This window comes from Sphingomonas kaistensis (assembly GCF_011927725.1).
In the GTDB taxonomy this organism is placed as follows: Bacteria; Pseudomonadota; Alphaproteobacteria; order Sphingomonadales; family Sphingomonadaceae; genus Sphingomicrobium; species Sphingomicrobium kaistense.
The window spans coordinates 818,768-833,068 of record NZ_JAATJC010000001.1; the positions used below are offsets into that span (position 1 = coordinate 818,768).

The following is a 14,301-nucleotide window of genomic DNA, read 5'->3' on the forward strand; positions in this document are numbered from 1 at the left end:
TGCCGATCTGAGTGTCCAGTAGCGGGAGCACTCCACGATGGCGCGCGTCATTCTCACCCAGGCCGGCGAAGACGTCGATGTCGGCGGCGATCTTTCTGTCATCGGCACCCTGTCGGGGGGCGAGGTGATCACCATCCTGCGCGGAACGGTCACGCTCGACCCGTCCTTCAACGCCGGCGGCGACACCGTGAGGCTGCCGGACGACGCCGGTTTCTACACCGTCCGGCTGGTCGGCGCCGCCGCCATCCTCACCGGGCTCGGCCTGTCGGTCAGCATCCCGGTCGGAAGCGCCGGGCTGCAGGTCAGCTTCAACGATGTCAGTCGCACGTTGCTGTTCGACAGCGCCTCGTCGCGGGTGAAGCTTGGCGACCAGATCGTTACCTCGACCAGTGCCAAGGTCGCCCCGGCTGGCGGCTTTCCGACCCTCACCGGCACCGAAGGCCCGGATGTCATCAGCGGGACCGAGGGCGCGGACGTGATCGACGGACTGGGCGGTGCCGACCGGATCAACGGCGGACCGGGCAACGACGTCCTGCGCGGCGGGGCAGGCGGCGACGATCTCGACGGCTCGTTCGGCAGCGACCAGCTGTATGGCGGGCCGGGCGACGACCGGATCTACGACGACGAGGGCGCGTCGGCCTATCTCGACGGCGGCACCGGCAACGACTGGTTGAGCGTGATGAACGTCGCGGGCACGCGGTTCGACCTGATCGGCGGCGACGGCGACGACCTGATCGAGGCAGTGGTGGGGCTGGTCGGGAATGCGGTGATCGACGGGGGTGCAGGCGCCGACCGGCTGGTCCTGCTCAGCCTCGGGATGCCGATTGCAGCGACCCTTGGCAGCGGTCGCGACCAGCTGGTGCTGGGCGAATATGCGCTCGATGAAGGGCAGTTCGGGGTCGTCACCGTGGCCGACTTCCAGCCGGGGGCCTTTGGCGACACGGTGGAATTCCTGCGCGCCCTGTCGACCACCACCTTGAACTGGGACCAGAGTGGCAACCCGTTCGCCTCGGGCCACTTGTGGCTGATCGACCGCGAGGGATCGGCGGTGCTGCAGCTCGATCGCGACGGCACCGCTTCGGCGCACGGTTTCCGCGACGTGATCATCTTCTCGGGCGTGAGCGCGGCAAGCTTCACACGGGAAAATATGGAAGGCTTCGATCCCCGGCCGGCAGCCCAGCAGGGTCACGCCAGCGACATCGCGATCGAGGCGCCGCACCCATCGATGATCGCGCTGGAAATTCAGGCTTTTGCGTAAGCCTCGTCCGAGGCGGTGGCGGGTGGTGCCCAGAGCCGGGATCGAACCAGCGACACTGCGATTTTCAGTCGCATGCTCTACCAACTGAGCTATCTGGGCCCACAACGCTTGCGGGCAGGCCCGAAGGCCGTGCGAGCGGCTCCCTAACGGGCCCCTTCGTCGCTGTCCAGCCCGGGATCGGCGGGCGGGCCCGGAATGCGATACCCTTCGCCAAGCCATTGCAGCAGGTCGCGATCCTTGCAGCCGCGGCTGCAGAAGGGGGCGTGGTCCTGATGCGCCGGCTTGGCGCAAAGCGGGCAGGGTTTAAGCTTGGCTGGCATGGCCGCCGGAGATGGCGAGGGCGGCGTTCTCGCGCAAGGTGACATTGCCCCCGACCTGACGGCCGAGTTGCTCCAGCCATTCCGGACGAAGCGCGGCGGCGACTGCCGGGTGGCAGTCCAGCCTGACCAATCCGACCAGTCTCGCTGCCTGTCGCAAGAGTGCGCGCGCTTCGAAGCCGGGCCGGTCGGCGGCGAGTTCGAACAGGCTCGGGAAGCGGCGGGGGCGGACGATCTGGAGGAAGCCGAAGCCGTTGACCGCGGTCCGCTCGAACGGTTTTTCCAGCCCCGCATCGACCATCTCCCCGATCCGCTGCCGGACCTCGCGTCCGGAAACGGTCGGGAAGTCGATCCCGATCGACCCGCCGATCGCATGTCGCCGGATCGCCGCCGCCGCTGCCTTCGCTGCGGCCTCGGCAAGGTCGGCCGGGCGGCCAACGCCATCGACGTCGATCAGGGTCATGGCCGGGGTCACCGACACCCGCAGCGTCCCACCGGGAAAGGCGATCAGCCCGCTGCGCGCTTCTTCCAGCAGGTCGGACCAGCCGGCCCGTTCCAGCACGTCGTCGGGATTGGGAAAGGGCAGCGATTCGGAATCCGGAGCAAGCGTCGCGGCCCCGGCTTCGACCACCCGGGCGAGCGGGCGCTTCCACGGCTCGCCGCCAGGGATCGGCTCGCGGGTCACCTCTATCCAGGCGCTTGCCCCTTCAGGCAGCCCTCCGGCACCGCCCGGCAGCAGGAATTCGACCTGCCCGTCGCTGGCCAGCGCCTGGGGCCGTACCGCCCTTATCCGCGCCTGGCGGAGCTCACCGGCGGAGGGCGTGCCTTCGAGATGGATGCGGGCGTCGGTGATCTCGTCGCCTGCGATTCGGACGAAGCGCCGCTCGCCGATACCCTGCTCTGTGAGCCACTCAGTCACGGGGCCACTCAGGCAAGCGGATAGCCCGCGGCCTTCAGCAGGTGGCGGGTTTCGGCCAGGGGCAAGCCGACCACGTTGGACCAGCTGCCCGCCATGAACCGGACATAGACCTCGCCATAGCCCTGCAGCGCATAACCGCCGGCCTTGCCGCGCCACTCGCCGTGGCCGGCATAAAAGTCGATCTCCTCCGCCGAAAGGTTCTTCATCGCGATCACCGTCTCGACCAGCCGCGTGCGCAGTTTCTGCCGCGGCGCGGCCAGCGCAACCCCGGTCAGCACCTTGTGGCGGCGCCCCGACAGCAACGTCATGCATTCGCGCAGCGTCGCCTCGTCCTCGACCTTGGGGAGGATCCGCCGGCCGACCGCGACCACGGTGTCGGCGGCGAGCACCAGTGCATCGGGCTCGAGCGCGGCCACCGCAGCGGCCTTCTCGCTCGCCAGGCGCAGGGCGTGCGGGCGGGGTAGCTCACCCTCGGCCGGTTCTTCGTCGATGTCGGCGGGGCGGATCGCGTCCGGCGTCACCCCGATGCGGGCAAGCAGGTCGACCCGGCGCGGGCTCGCCGAGGCGAGGACCAGGCGCATGGGCGCGCCTTAGCCGGTGTAGCCGGGCGGGCCCCCGCGGCCGGGCATGAAGCGGTAGGTGATGCGACCCTTGGTCAGGTCGTACGGGGTCAGTTCGACCAGCACTTCGTCGCCGGTCAGCACGCGGATGCGGTTCTTGCGCATCTTGCCGGCGGTGTGCCCCAGAATTTCGTGGCCATTCTCGAGTTCGACGCGGAACATCGCATTGGGGAGCAGTTCGACCACCCGCCCGCGCATCTCGAGAAGTTCTTCCTTGGCCATGCAGATCCTTTAAGTATGTGATTGATGTTTGGGCGCGCCCTTAGCCGGGGAAGCGGCGAAAGTATAGGCGAGGACTAGTCGACCGCTTTTTCGCGGCGTGCCTTGCGGGTCACCAGCAGCTTGTCGATCTTGCGGCCGTCGAGGTCGACGATCTCGAACCGCCAGCCGTCATGGTCGAAATGCTCGCCGGTTTCGGGCAGGTGCTTGAGCACCGCCAGCGCGAAGCCCGCGACGGTCGAGAAGTCGCGCTCGACCGACAGGTTGATGCCGAGCCGGTCCTCGAGGCAGTCGGCGGTGGCCGAACCGCTGATCAGCCAGCTGCCGTCCTCGCGCTCGACCAGCGGGGGATCGTCGTCCTCGATATCGCTCGCGAAGGCGCCGGCCAGCGCGGCGAGGATCGAGCCGGGGGTGACGATCCCGTCGAGATGGCCATATTCGTCATGCACCAGCGCCAATGGTACTTCGGCGGAACGAAGCACGCTCAGCGCGTCCATCGCGTCCATCACGTCGGGAATGACGGGCGCCTTGCGGGTCAGCGCGCGCAAGTCGAGCGGACGCCCCTCGAGCATCGCGTCGAGCATGTCGCGGGTCTGGATCACGCCGACGATCGCCTCGATCGACCCTTCGGCGACCGGGAGCCGGCTGTGCGGGGTGTCGGCCAGCGCCTCGCGGATTTCCTGGGGGGAGCTGTCGATGTCGATCCAGTCGACCTCGGTCCGCGGGGTCATCACCTCGCGCACCGGGCGATCGGCGAGACGGACGATGCCGCTGATGATCGCCCGCTCCGATTCCTCCAGCACGCCCGCGGTCTGCGCCTCGGCGACCACCAGGTGCAGTTCCTCGGCGGTGACATGGTCGCGATTTTCGCGGTTCAAGCCGAGCAGCTTGAAGATACCCGCGCTGCTCTGGTCGAGGATCCACACGAACGGCGCGGTGAGCTTGCTCAGCCACAGCATCGGCCGGGCCATGATCACCGCGATCGGCTCGGGCGTGCGCAGCGCGAATTGCTTGGGCACCAGTTCGCCGACCACCACCGAGGCGAAGGTGGTGAGCACGATCACCAGCCCGAGCCCGACCGTGACCGACGTCTCCGCATCGAGGCCGAGCCACTCCAGCCGCTGCGACACCGGAGTGCCGAGGCGCGAGCCCGACAGCGCGCCGGTCAGGATGCCGATCAGCGTGATCCCGATCTGCACCGTCGACAGGAAGCGGCCGGGGTCGGCGGCGAGCTTCAGCGCGATCCGCGCGCCGCCGCTGCCACCCTTGGCGAGGCCCTTCAGCCGGGCCTCCCGCGCGGACACGATCGCCAGCTCGCTCATCGACATCACGCCGTTCAGAGCGATCAGCGCGAGGATCAGGACCAGGTCGAGCCAGGGGAAAGGGAGCAGGGTGCCGCTCATCGAGGGGTCAGCTTCTAGCCTTCATGGGTGGGGAGCGGCAAGCGCAGGGATCGTTGTGGTGCTGGAACATTCCACCCTTACTGCCGGTTTCATGTGCCTGCATATTTCCGTGAATCAACAAGAGGGAGTGACCTTGAACATGACCAAGGGCAAGAAACTGACGGTCGGCGTGATGGCCGCTTCGCTGCTGGCGACTACCGCCTGCACCACCAATCCCGAAACCGGCAACCGTCGGATCAGCCAGACCGGCCTCGGAGCGGTGCTGGGCGCCGCCGGTGGTTATCTTGTCGGTGACCTGCTTGGCGGGCGCAACAGCCGGACCGAGCAGATCATCGGCGCCGGCATCGGCGGCCTCGCGGGCGCTGCGGTCGGCCGCTACATGGACCAGCAGGAAGCCGAGCTTCGCCGCGAGACGGCGGGCACCGGCGTCGACGTCATCCGCCAGGGCGACGACCTGATCCTGCGCATGCCGAGCGGGATCACCTTCGCCTACAACCGCTACGACATCCAGCCGCAGTTCCAGTCGACCTTGAACGAGGTCGCGAGCACGCTGGCGCAGTACAACCAGAGCTACATCGACATCTACGGCCACACCGATTCGAGCGGTTCGGACGCCTACAACCAGACCCTGTCCGAGCGCCGCGCCGAATCGGTCGCGAGCTACCTCGCCAGCCGCGGCGTGGTCCGCGCCCGCATGGCCACGCGCGGCTTTGGCGAATCGCAGCTGCTGGTGAACCCGGAAGTGAGCGAAGCCGACCGCGCGGCCAATCGCCGCGTGGAAATCAAGGTCGTGCCGCTGCGTCAGTAAGCGCTGACTGCTGCAAGGACGGAGGGGTCGGCGAGCGGTCGTCGGCCCCTTTTTCCTGTCACCGCCGCTCCGCGAAGAAATGCCGCAGCATTGCCGCCGCTTCCTCTTCGCCGATTCCGCCCAGCACGTCGGGGCGATGATGGCAGGTCGGCTGGGCGAATAGGCGCGGGCCGTTGACGACTGCGCCGCCCTTGGGGTCCTCCGCGGCGAAGCGCAGTTCCTTGATCCGGGCCAGCGCGATCGCCCCGGCGCACATCGCGCAGGGCTCGAGGCTCACCCACAGGCTGCAGTCGTCGAGCCGGCTGGTGCCGAGCGCGGCGGCGGCCGCGCGGAGCGCGACCATCTCGGCATGGGCGGTGGGATCGCTTCCCGCGCGCATCCGGTTTCGGCCTTCGGCGACGATCTCGCCGCCGCGCGTCACCACTGCCCCGACCGGCACTTCGCCCGCAGCAGCGGCCTCGGCGGCGAGGTCGAGCGCGCGGCGCATGGCGGGTGGAAGCGGGAAGCCCATGCCTCCCGCTAGCGCCCCTCGGCTTACTGCGTCGAGTCGGTCGTCGCCGGCTGCTGGCCAGCGGGCTGGGCAGGGGCGGGCTGCGGCTGGGCCGAAGCATTGCCGTTGCCGCCCGGAGCGACGCGGATCTCGGGCACCGGAATGGTCGCCTTGCCGCTGCCGACCTCGATCCGGCCGGTCTGGACCTCGAACTCGGGCTTCTGGCCGCCCTTCACCACGACTCCGTCGCTTCCAACGGCGACCCCGGGGGCCTGCGCCGGTTGGGTCTGGTTGATGTTGACGAAGCCGGTCGCGACCAGCGCAATTGCGCCGACGATCAACAGCATGAGGACAAGGATGACGGCGCGCATCGGGTGGAAACTCCTGTTCGTTACGCCTCGGCAACGCACCACGTGCGACGGGGTTGCGGTTGACGCATTGCCGACGACTCGTTAGGTGGCGGCGCTTTCCGGGTGCTCCCAACGGGCGTGCCCTCGACCAATCACGGGATAGATCCAATGGCACGCGTGTGCGAGCTGACCGGCAAGGGCCGTCAGGTGGGCAACAATGTTTCCCACGCGAACAACAAGACCAAGCGGACGTTTCTGCCGAACCTGCAGAACGTGACGCTGATCAGCGACGAGCTCGGCAAGAGCGTCAAGCTGCGCGTCTCGACCCACGGCCTGCGTTCGGTCGAGCATGTCGGCGGCCTCGACAACTGGCTCAACAAAACCAGCGAAGAGAAGCTCGGCACCGAAGCCCGCAAGCTGAAGCGCGAGCTCGCCAAGAAGGCCAAGGCCGCGGACTGAGCCTTTCGGCCGGGCAGCCGTCCGGCCGTCAGCGTTCCGAACGACGATCAGGCTCCGGCTTCGGCTGGAGCCTTTGTCGTGTCCAGCGTCATCCGCAGCAGGACAGTGCGGCGCCATCCGTCACTGTCGGTGATCGCCCACATTTGTGTGCGGCCGTCGGCCAGGGGCTCGGCCGCCAGCCCCTCGACATTGTCGAACGGTCCCAGCGGCAGGGTCGCGAAGGACCGCAGACGGTAGCCGGCCCCCGCGCGCTCCAGCCAGGCCACGCGGTTGGTCAGGCCGCGCAGGCCGATTTCCCGAACCGCCGCCACCATTCGTCCATCCGGCAGGCGCACGGCGTCCGCGATCCCGCCGCTTGCGCCGGCCAGCGGTAGCAAAGCGGGAGAGGGGGAGCGGCCGACCTTCAACAACTCGCGCCCGCCCTCGTGCAGGAGTAGCAGGCTACCATCGGCAGGGTCGACGACCATCGCCTCGATGCCCTTGTTCTTTCGCCACCGCGCCGACGGCAGGCTCACCGGCAGCCGGACGGCACGCCCGTCGCTGCGGTAGCGCCACAGGCTGTGCTGATTCTCGAAGGCGACCAGGCGGCCGCGGCCGTCGGGATCGACCACCATCGCTTCTGAATCGCGATACTTCTTGAAGGTGGGATAGCCCGGACCGTCCGGAAGCTCACTGACCAGCGCTTTCCCGCTCCCGCTGCCTGGACGCGAAAAGGTGACCAGCGCGCCGCTGTCGCTCAGCGCCTGCAGCCTGCCGTCGGGCAGTACCGCCAGGGCCGACAGGCCCGCGACCCGGCCGTCGTCCGAGCCGAGGGTCCACGCCCCGGTGATGGCAGGACCGCGCCCGGCCGGCGACCCGAGGGAAAGCGGTTCGAGGGTCAGCTGGGCGATCCGGTCGGGACGCGGCGTGCGATCGGGAAGCGCCGATGGCCTGTCGCTCGCCAGCAACAGAAAAGCACCCAGAATCAGCAACATGCTTAACCAATGCTGCAAACGCCATTCAGCGTCGTTCAAGCGCGAATCGAGCATAAGCTACTCAACGGATGGGTCTTTCCCCCTGTCGGCCCATCCGCCCGTGTCCCTCGCGTCGCGTATCGAGGGGGGCTCGACGGTCGGTTGCGTATCGCCGTCGAGCCCATCCTAGGGGCCTCATTTGCCGAGATCGAACAAGCCAGCGAGCTGCTCGACCAATGCGCCGCCCAGTTGCTCGGCGTCCATGATGGTCACCGCGCGATCGTAATAGCGGGTCACGTCGTGGCCGATGCCGATCGCCGCCAGTTCGACCGGGGAGCGCGATTCGATCCAGCCGATCACCTGCCTCAGATGCTTTTCCAGATAAGCGCCGCCGTTGGCGCTGGCGGTCGAATCGTCGACCGGGGCGCCGTCGCTGATCACCATCAGGATGCGCCGTTCCTCGGGCCGCGCGATCAGCCGCGAATGCGCCCACAGCAAAGCCTCGCCGTCGATATTCTCCTTCAGCAGCCCTTCGCGCATCATCAGCCCGAGGTTCTTGCGGGCGTGGCGGTAGGGTTCGTCGGCGCGCTTGTAGACGATGTGGCGGAGGTCGTTGAGGCGGCCGGGCGCGGGCGGGCGGCCTTCGGTCAGCCAATGCTCGCGGCTCTGCCCGCCCTTCCACGCGCGGGTGGTGAAGCCGAGCACCTCGGTCGCCACGCCGCAGCGCTCCAGCGTGCGGGCGAGGATGTCGGCGCAGATCGCGGCGATCGAGATCGGCCGCCCGCGCATCGAGCCCGAATTGTCGATCAGCAGGCTGACGATGGTGTCCTTGAATTCGGTTTCGCGCTCGATCTTGTAGGAGAGCGAATGGCCGGGCGAGACGATCACCCGCGCCAGCCGGGCGGCATCGAGCAGGCCTTCTTCCTGATCGAAGTCCCACGAGCGCGCCTGTTGCGCCATCAGCCGTCGCTGCAACCGGTTGGCGAGCCGCGTAACCACTCCGCTGAGCGCGCTCATCTGCGTGTCGAGATAGGCGCGCAGGCGGTTCAGTTCCTCCTCGTCGGTGAGGTCGGAGGCTTCGACCACCTCGTCGAAGCGAGTCGTGAAGGGGCGATAATCGCGGCTCAGTTCGGGGTCGGTGGGACGGCGGTTGGGCCGCGTCGCGACATTGCTGTCGCCTTCCTGGCCCGGCTCCGAATCCTCGTCGTCGCTGTCCTGTTCCTCGAAATCTTCCTGTTCTTCCTCGCTTCCGTCCTGCTCGGCGCGCTGTTCCATCTCGCCGCCCTGCTGGCCGGCGTCCTGGTCCTGGTCCTCGTCCTCGTCCTCGCCCTGGTCCTCGCCGGCCTCGTCGTCGCCGCCTTGGTCGGGGTCTTCCTCGGGCTTGTCCTCAGCCGCCGCCAGATCGAGATCCTCGAGCAACTTGCGGGCGAGCGCGGCGAAGGCGTTCTGGTCGTCGAGCGCCAGCGCGAGCGCGTCGAGGTCGCCGCCCGCCTTGTCCTCGATCCAGTCGCGGACGAGGTCGAGCCCGCGCTCCGCCGAGGTTGGCGGCGGCGCTCCGGTCAGACGCTGGCGCGCCAGCAGGCCGAGCGCGGTGGCAAGCGGCACTTCCTCGGCGGTGCGGGCGCGGGTGATCGCGTCGCTGCGGACCCGCGCTTCGGCCAGCTCGGCCAGATTGTCGCGCACACCGGCCATCGCCCGGCTGCCGAGTGCTTCCACCCGGGCGCCTTCCAGCGCGTCGAAAACGGCGCGCGCCTCGAAGTCGGCGGGGGCATTGCTGCCGTGCAGCTTGGCGTCGTGGTGGCGGAGGCGGAGTGCGACCGCGTCGGCCGCGCCGCGGGCTTCGGCGACCAGCTTTGGGGCGAGTCCCGGTCCCGGCGACACCACGCGCGCCACCCGGCCACCCTGCGCCCCGGCCTCGGAGGCGAAGGCGACCTCCACCTCGGGGTCGCGCGCGATCGCCCGCGCAGTGCCGGCCAGCACGCCGCGAAAACGGTCAAGGGGCGTGGTCTCGGCCACTCAGGCCTTTCCGGCGATGCTTTCCGGCAGGTCCTTGCCGAACACCCTCTGGTACATTTCGGCGATCAGCCCGCGCTCGCTTTCGTCGCATTTGTTGAGGAACGACACGCGGAAGGCGAAGCCGACGTCGCCAAAGATCAGCGCATTCTGCGCCCAGCTGATGACGGTGCGCGGGCTCATCACGGTGGAGATGTCGCCGTTGATGAAGGCCGAACGGGTGAGGTCGGCGACCTTGACCATCTGCTCGACGGTCTTGCGCCCGTCGGGCTTGTCATATTCGCCCGACTTGGCGAGCACGATCTGCGCCTCGGTCGCGGCCGGCAGGTAGTTCAGCGTGGTGACGATGTTCCAGCGGTCGAGCTGGCCTTGATTGAGGGCCTGGGTGCCGTGGTAGAGGCCCGTGGTGTCGCCGAGACCGATGGTGTTGGTCGTCGCGAACATCCGAAAATGCGGGTTGGGGCGGATCACCCGGTTCTGGTCGAGCAGGGTCAGCTTGCCCTCCACCTCCAGAACGCGCTGGATCACGAACATCACGTCCGGGCGGCCGGCATCATATTCGTCGAACACCAGCGCGACCGGGTGCTGCAGCGCCCACGGCAGCAGGCCTTCGCGGAATTCGGTGACCTGCTGGCCGTTGCGAAGCACGATCGCGTCGCGGCCGATCAGGTCGATGCGGCTGATGTGCGCGTCGAGGTTGATCCGGATGCACGGCCACTTCAGCCGCGCCGCGACCTGCTCGATATGGGTCGACTTTCCGGTGCCGTGATAGCCCTGGACCATCACCCGGCGGTTGCGGGCGAAGCCGGCGCAGATCGCCAGCGTGGTGTCCGGATCGAACACATAGGCGGGGTCGAGGTCGGGGACCCGTTCGTCGGCTTCGGAGAAGGCCGGAACCTCCATGTCGCTGTCGATCCCGAAGGCGTCGCGCACCTTCAGCATCTTGTCGGGCGCGCTCATCAGAGTCTCGCCGCTGGGCACCTGCAATTCGTTCGACATGTCGGCCATGAAGGGCCCTTAGCTGGCGCTACCCCGGATGTTCAACCTTGGGCGGCAGGGTGAAGAGGGTGAGGAAACGCCTTGCGAGCGCTTCGTCTCCACCGATAGCCAGACCATCGGCCGGGGCGCCACCATAGACTGTCGCGGCGATCCGCTCGGGCGTGCCGGCGATCGTCGCATCGACCGGTCCGGCCGGGCTTCGGGCGACGGTCAGGCCCCGGTCGCGCACCGTGACGACGAAGCTGTCCTCGCCGTTCTGCACCCCGATCCGCGCGTCGAATCCTTTGGCCTTGGCGACGTCGATCATCGTCCGGAAACTGGTCATCAGCGACACCGGGCTGAGCGGCAGCGTCGGGTCGTGCCCCGGACTGCGCGCGGCGAAACGGCCGAGGGTCTGCAGCACCGGCTCGATCTCCAGTCCCCAATCGGTGGCCTGATAGGCATCGCGCGCCGCGGGCGGGGGGAGGCGGATCTTGCGCAGCAGCCCGCGCCCTTCAAGCTCGTCGAGCCGCTGCTTCAGCACATTGGCGCTGATTCCCGGTAGGTCGCGCTTCAAGTCGGAAAATCGCCGCGGCCCAAGCAGCAGTTCTCGCATCACCAACAGCGCCCAGCGATCGCCGACCAGCTCCAGTCCATGCGCCGTCCCGCACGCATCGCCATATCCCCGGCGAGGCTCGCTTGGCCGCTTATCGGTTAGTTTTTCTAACGCCACGGTTGCAAGATAATACTTACGGGAGCATTCTTCAATAATCGCGAGTCGCCGTGAGGAGGGAAACATGGCCCGAATGATCTTCATCATTCTGCCGGTGACCGACGTCGCCAAGGCAACCGCTTTCTACGAAGCGATCGGCCTGAGGAAGAACCCGGCCTTTTCCAATGATGTCGCAAGCTCGATGGTATGGAGCGATGTCATCCACGTCATGCTCCTCTCGCGTGACTTCTTCGCCACTTTCACGCCCAAGGAGATCGCCGATGCGCACCGCACCGCGCAAGTTGCCTTGTGCGTGTCGGAGGATAGCCGCGAGGATGTCGACCGACTGGTCGAGCAGGCCGGCGCGGCCGGGGCCGAGATGGACCCGGGGCCTAAGCAGGAATTGGGTGAAATGATGTACGGCCGCAGCTTCGCCGATCTCGACGGCCACCATTGGGAAGTGATGTGGATGGACCCCGCCGCCGCCGCGCAGGGCGCCCAGGCATTCGAGGCGGCCTGACCGTGGCGAAACCGGTAATCACCGCCTTCGACTGGGTGCCCGACTTCGCCAAGGGTCAGGTCCGCGACTTCCGCGTCCGCTGGGCGCTGGAGGAGGTCGGCCAGCCCTACGAGGTGCGCTACCTGTCGCAGGGCGAGCAGAAGGGGCCCGAGCATCGCGCCCGCCAGCCGTTCGGCCAGGTCCCGACCTATGAGGAGGATGGGCTAACCCTCTTCGAATCGGGTGCCATCGTGCACCACATCGCGTCGAAATGGCCGGGGCTGTTCCCGGACGATATCGCCGGCCGGTCGCTCGTGACCGAGTGGATGTTCGCCGCGCTGAACACGGTCGAGCCGCCGATCAGCGAACTCGCCTATGTCGACATCTTCGAGGCCGACAAGTCGTGGTCGAAGCCGCGCCGCCCGTCGGTCGAGGAGCGCATCGCCACCCGGCTCAAGGAAGTCGCGCGGCGGCTCGGCGACCGGGAATGGCTCGCCGGGCACTTTTCGGCCGGCGACCTGCTGATGGTGTCGGTGCTGCGGATCATCGAGGACGACCCGCTGCTGGCCGCGCATCCGACCCTCGTCGCCTATGTGAAGCGCGGCACCGACCGCCCCGCCTTCCGCCGCGCCATTGACGCGCAGATTGCGGGCTTCACCGGCAGCCCGCCGGCGGGCTTCGCCGAGTGGGAAGCCAAACTCAAGGCCTGTGCGGCCGCCGACTAACCTGCGCTTTCAGGGAGAAAATCTCATGAGCTACATCGACGGATTCGTCCTTCCCCTGCACCCCGACAAGCATGATGCCTACCTGGGAATCGCGCAGAAATTCGCGCGCGAGGCGGCCAAGCTTGGCGGGATTTCGGTCGAAACGCTGGGCGACGGGCTGGAGCCCGGCACCCTCACCAGCTTTCCGCGCTCGGTCCATGCAGCGGAGGGGGAGAATGTCGTCTTCTCCTTCGTCATCTGGCCCGACAAGGCGACCCGCGACGCCGGGTGGGAGAAGATCATGGGCATGCCCGAACTGATGCCCGAGGGTGACCCGCCGTTCGACGGCAAGCGGATGTTCTGGGGCGGCTTCACGCCGCTGGTCGGCCACGAGGCGCTCGACGCGCTGCTGGCGTCGCGCAAGGCGGAGGCCTGAGCAATGGCCTATGTCGACGGGTTCGTCATTCCCGTGAAACTGACCGACAAGCAGGCGTTCATCGACCACGCGCGGCAGATGGACTCGATCATGATGGACGAGGGTGCGCTCAGGATCGTCGAATGCTGGGCCGACGACGTGCCCGAGGGCAAGCAGACCGACTTCTACCGCTCGGTCGACCGGCAGGAGGGCGAGACGGTCTGCTTTTCGTGGATCGAATGGCCCGACAAGGCGACCCGCGACGCCGCCTTCGCTCGCATGGGCCAGAACGAGGAAATGATGAACACGCCGATGCCGTTCGACGGCAAGCGGATGATCTACGGCGGGTTCGATCCCGTGGTGGTGCTGGAGAAGAACCATGGCTGATACCGACGGCGCCTTCATCTGGTACGAGCTGATGACCCCCGACCCCGATGCCGCCAAGGCGTTCTACGACAGGGTGGTCGGCTGGGATATCGAGGCGCAGCCTGCGGGCGAGATGGACTATCGCATGATCCGGCGATCCGACGGCGGCAATGCCGGCGGCGTGCTCCGCCTGAGCGAGGCGATGACGGCCGGCGGCGCGCGCCCGGCCTGGATGGGCTATGTGTCGGTCGCCGACGTCGATGCGGCGGTGGCGGCGTTCGAGGCCGAGGGCGGCCGCGCGCACATGCCCGCCACCGACATGCCCGGCGTCGGCCGGATCGCGATGGTCGCCGACCCGCGCGGCGCAACGCTCTACCTGATGAAGCCGACCCCGCCGCCGGGCCAGCCGGACGCGGTCAGCGACGTCTTCTCGGTCGACCGCCCACAGCATGTCCGCTGGAACGAGCTTGCCACCACCGACGATGCAGGAGCGCTCGACTTCTACGCCCGGCACTTCGGGTGGAAGCATGACGGCGGCATGCCGATGGGCGAGCTTGGCACCTACAATTTCATCGCCCAGGGCGGCAGGATGATCGGTGCGGTGATGCCGCTGATGCCGGGCATGCCGGCCAGCGCCTGGTCATTCTATTTCGGGGTCGACGATATCGACCGCGGCGCCGCCGCCATCCGCGAGGGCGGGGGAACGGTGATCGCCGAGCCGATGCAGATCCCTGGCGGCGAATACAGCCTCTCGGCGGCCGACCCCCAGGGCGCGCATTTCGGCCTGGTCGGCCCGCGCCACGCTTCGGGAGAATAAG

19 protein-coding genes and 1 tRNA gene are annotated in these 14,301 nt (G+C 68.0%); 8 read left to right on the forward strand and 12 right to left on the reverse strand.

Annotated elements, in window-relative coordinates; genetic code table 11:
* The first annotated feature begins 37 nt into the window (after positions 1–37).
* On the forward strand, positions 38–1,258 hold the full coding sequence (locus GGQ97_RS03965; protein ID WP_168067745.1) for a calcium-binding protein: 1,221 nt from the start codon (positions 38–40) through the stop codon (positions 1,256–1,258).
* A 23-nt stretch (positions 1,259–1,281) separates the two neighbouring features.
* Here the strand turns inward: GGQ97_RS03965 and GGQ97_RS03970 are convergent.
* The 6 genes from GGQ97_RS03970 to GGQ97_RS03995 all read right to left on the reverse strand — a co-directional run bounded on the left by GGQ97_RS03970 (position 1,282) and on the right by GGQ97_RS03995 (position 4,736).
* Positions 1,282–1,357: transfer RNA gene (locus tag GGQ97_RS03970), tRNA-Phe, on the reverse strand.
* Between the two features lie 44 nt (positions 1,358–1,401).
* On the reverse strand, positions 1,402–1,578 hold the full coding sequence (locus tag GGQ97_RS03975; protein WP_168067746.1) for a DNA gyrase inhibitor YacG: 177 nt from the start codon (positions 1,576–1,578) through the stop codon (positions 1,402–1,404).
* Positions 1,562–2,494: a ribonuclease gene (locus GGQ97_RS03980; RefSeq protein WP_209022782.1), complete on the reverse strand. Its 933-nt coding sequence runs from the start codon at positions 2,492–2,494 to the stop codon at positions 1,562–1,564. The genes GGQ97_RS03975 and GGQ97_RS03980 overlap by 17 nt, the downstream gene beginning before the upstream one ends.
* 8 nt (positions 2,495–2,502) lie before the next feature.
* A complete protein-coding gene (locus tag GGQ97_RS03985) occupies positions 2,503–3,075 on the reverse strand; it encodes a Maf family protein (RefSeq protein WP_168067747.1) in 573 nt (190 codons plus the stop codon).
* Between the two features lie 9 nt (positions 3,076–3,084).
* Positions 3,085–3,336 carry a translation initiation factor IF-1 gene (gene infA, locus GGQ97_RS03990; protein ID WP_168067748.1) on the reverse strand — a complete coding sequence of 84 codons (252 nt, stop codon included), beginning with the start codon at positions 3,334–3,336 and terminating at the stop codon, positions 3,085–3,087.
* 74 nt (positions 3,337–3,410) lie between these two features.
* The gene (locus tag GGQ97_RS03995) at positions 3,411–4,736 is read right to left on the reverse strand and encodes a hemolysin family protein (RefSeq protein ID WP_168067749.1); all 1,326 of its coding nucleotides are present in this window, start codon (positions 4,734–4,736) and stop codon (positions 3,411–3,413) included.
* Between the two features lie 139 nt (positions 4,737–4,875).
* Between GGQ97_RS03995 and GGQ97_RS04000 the strand changes: the two genes are divergently transcribed.
* Entirely contained in the window at positions 4,876–5,544 is a 669-nt protein-coding gene (locus GGQ97_RS04000; protein ID WP_168070694.1) for a YiaD family glycine zipper/OmpA-like lipoprotein, read from the forward strand.
* Positions 5,545–5,602: 58 nt separating this feature from the next.
* On the opposite strand, the gene GGQ97_RS04005 is transcribed toward GGQ97_RS04000, so the two are convergent.
* Together GGQ97_RS04005 and GGQ97_RS04010 are read right to left on the reverse strand one after the other, a co-directional pair.
* A complete protein-coding gene (locus GGQ97_RS04005; protein WP_168067750.1) occupies positions 5,603–6,055 on the reverse strand; it encodes a nucleoside deaminase in 453 nt (150 codons plus the stop codon).
* A gap of 23 nt (positions 6,056–6,078) precedes the next feature.
* Positions 6,079–6,405 (reverse strand): hypothetical protein, encoded by a 327-nt coding sequence (locus tag GGQ97_RS04010; RefSeq protein WP_168067751.1) that lies wholly within the window; start codon positions 6,403–6,405, stop codon positions 6,079–6,081.
* Between the two features lie 147 nt (positions 6,406–6,552).
* Between GGQ97_RS04010 and rpmB the strand changes: the two genes are divergently transcribed.
* Complete coding sequence (rpmB, locus tag GGQ97_RS04015) at positions 6,553–6,843, forward strand: 50S ribosomal protein L28 (protein ID WP_168067752.1); 291 nt, start codon at positions 6,553–6,555, stop codon at positions 6,841–6,843.
* Between the two features lie 47 nt (positions 6,844–6,890).
* Here rpmB and GGQ97_RS04020 read toward each other — a convergent pair whose 3' ends face one another.
* From GGQ97_RS04020 to GGQ97_RS04035, 4 genes are all read right to left on the reverse strand, one after another.
* Positions 6,891–7,817: an esterase-like activity of phytase family protein gene (locus GGQ97_RS04020; protein WP_168067753.1), complete on the reverse strand. Its 927-nt coding sequence runs from the start codon at positions 7,815–7,817 to the stop codon at positions 6,891–6,893.
* A gap of 174 nt (positions 7,818–7,991) precedes the next feature.
* A complete protein-coding gene (gene cobT, locus GGQ97_RS04025; RefSeq protein ID WP_168067754.1) occupies positions 7,992–9,812 on the reverse strand; it encodes a cobaltochelatase subunit CobT in 1,821 nt (606 codons plus the stop codon).
* On the reverse strand, positions 9,813–10,817 hold the full coding sequence (gene cobS, locus GGQ97_RS04030) for a cobaltochelatase subunit CobS (protein WP_168067755.1): 1,005 nt from the start codon (positions 10,815–10,817) through the stop codon (positions 9,813–9,815). It lies immediately after the preceding gene.
* Between the two features lie 19 nt (positions 10,818–10,836).
* Positions 10,837–11,607 carry a winged helix-turn-helix transcriptional regulator gene (locus GGQ97_RS04035; RefSeq protein WP_245197850.1) on the reverse strand — a complete coding sequence of 257 codons (771 nt, stop codon included), beginning with the start codon at positions 11,605–11,607 and terminating at the stop codon, positions 10,837–10,839.
* Here GGQ97_RS04035 and GGQ97_RS04040 point away from each other — a divergent pair.
* From GGQ97_RS04040 to GGQ97_RS04060, 5 genes are read left to right on the forward strand one after another with little or no spacing between them, the layout of a single operon-like run.
* A complete protein-coding gene (locus tag GGQ97_RS04040; protein WP_245197851.1) occupies positions 11,594–12,019 on the forward strand; it encodes a VOC family protein in 426 nt (141 codons plus the stop codon). The two genes, GGQ97_RS04035 and GGQ97_RS04040, sit on opposite strands and share 14 nt — an antisense overlap.
* Positions 12,020–12,021: 2 nt before the next feature.
* A complete protein-coding gene (locus GGQ97_RS04045; RefSeq protein WP_342448443.1) occupies positions 12,022–12,723 on the forward strand; it encodes a glutathione S-transferase family protein in 702 nt (233 codons plus the stop codon).
* A gap of 25 nt (positions 12,724–12,748) precedes the next feature.
* Positions 12,749–13,138, forward strand: a complete 390-nt coding sequence (locus GGQ97_RS04050; protein ID WP_168067757.1) for a DUF1428 domain-containing protein — start codon at positions 12,749–12,751, stop codon at positions 13,136–13,138.
* Between the two features lie 3 nt (positions 13,139–13,141).
* Complete coding sequence (locus tag GGQ97_RS04055) at positions 13,142–13,504, forward strand: DUF1428 domain-containing protein (RefSeq protein ID WP_168067758.1); 363 nt, start codon at positions 13,142–13,144, stop codon at positions 13,502–13,504.
* Complete coding sequence (locus tag GGQ97_RS04060; RefSeq protein WP_168067759.1) at positions 13,497–14,300, forward strand: VOC family protein; 804 nt, start codon at positions 13,497–13,499, stop codon at positions 14,298–14,300. Before GGQ97_RS04055 ends, GGQ97_RS04060 begins: the two co-directional genes overlap by 8 nt.
* The last annotated feature ends 1 nt before the right edge of the window (position 14,301 follow it).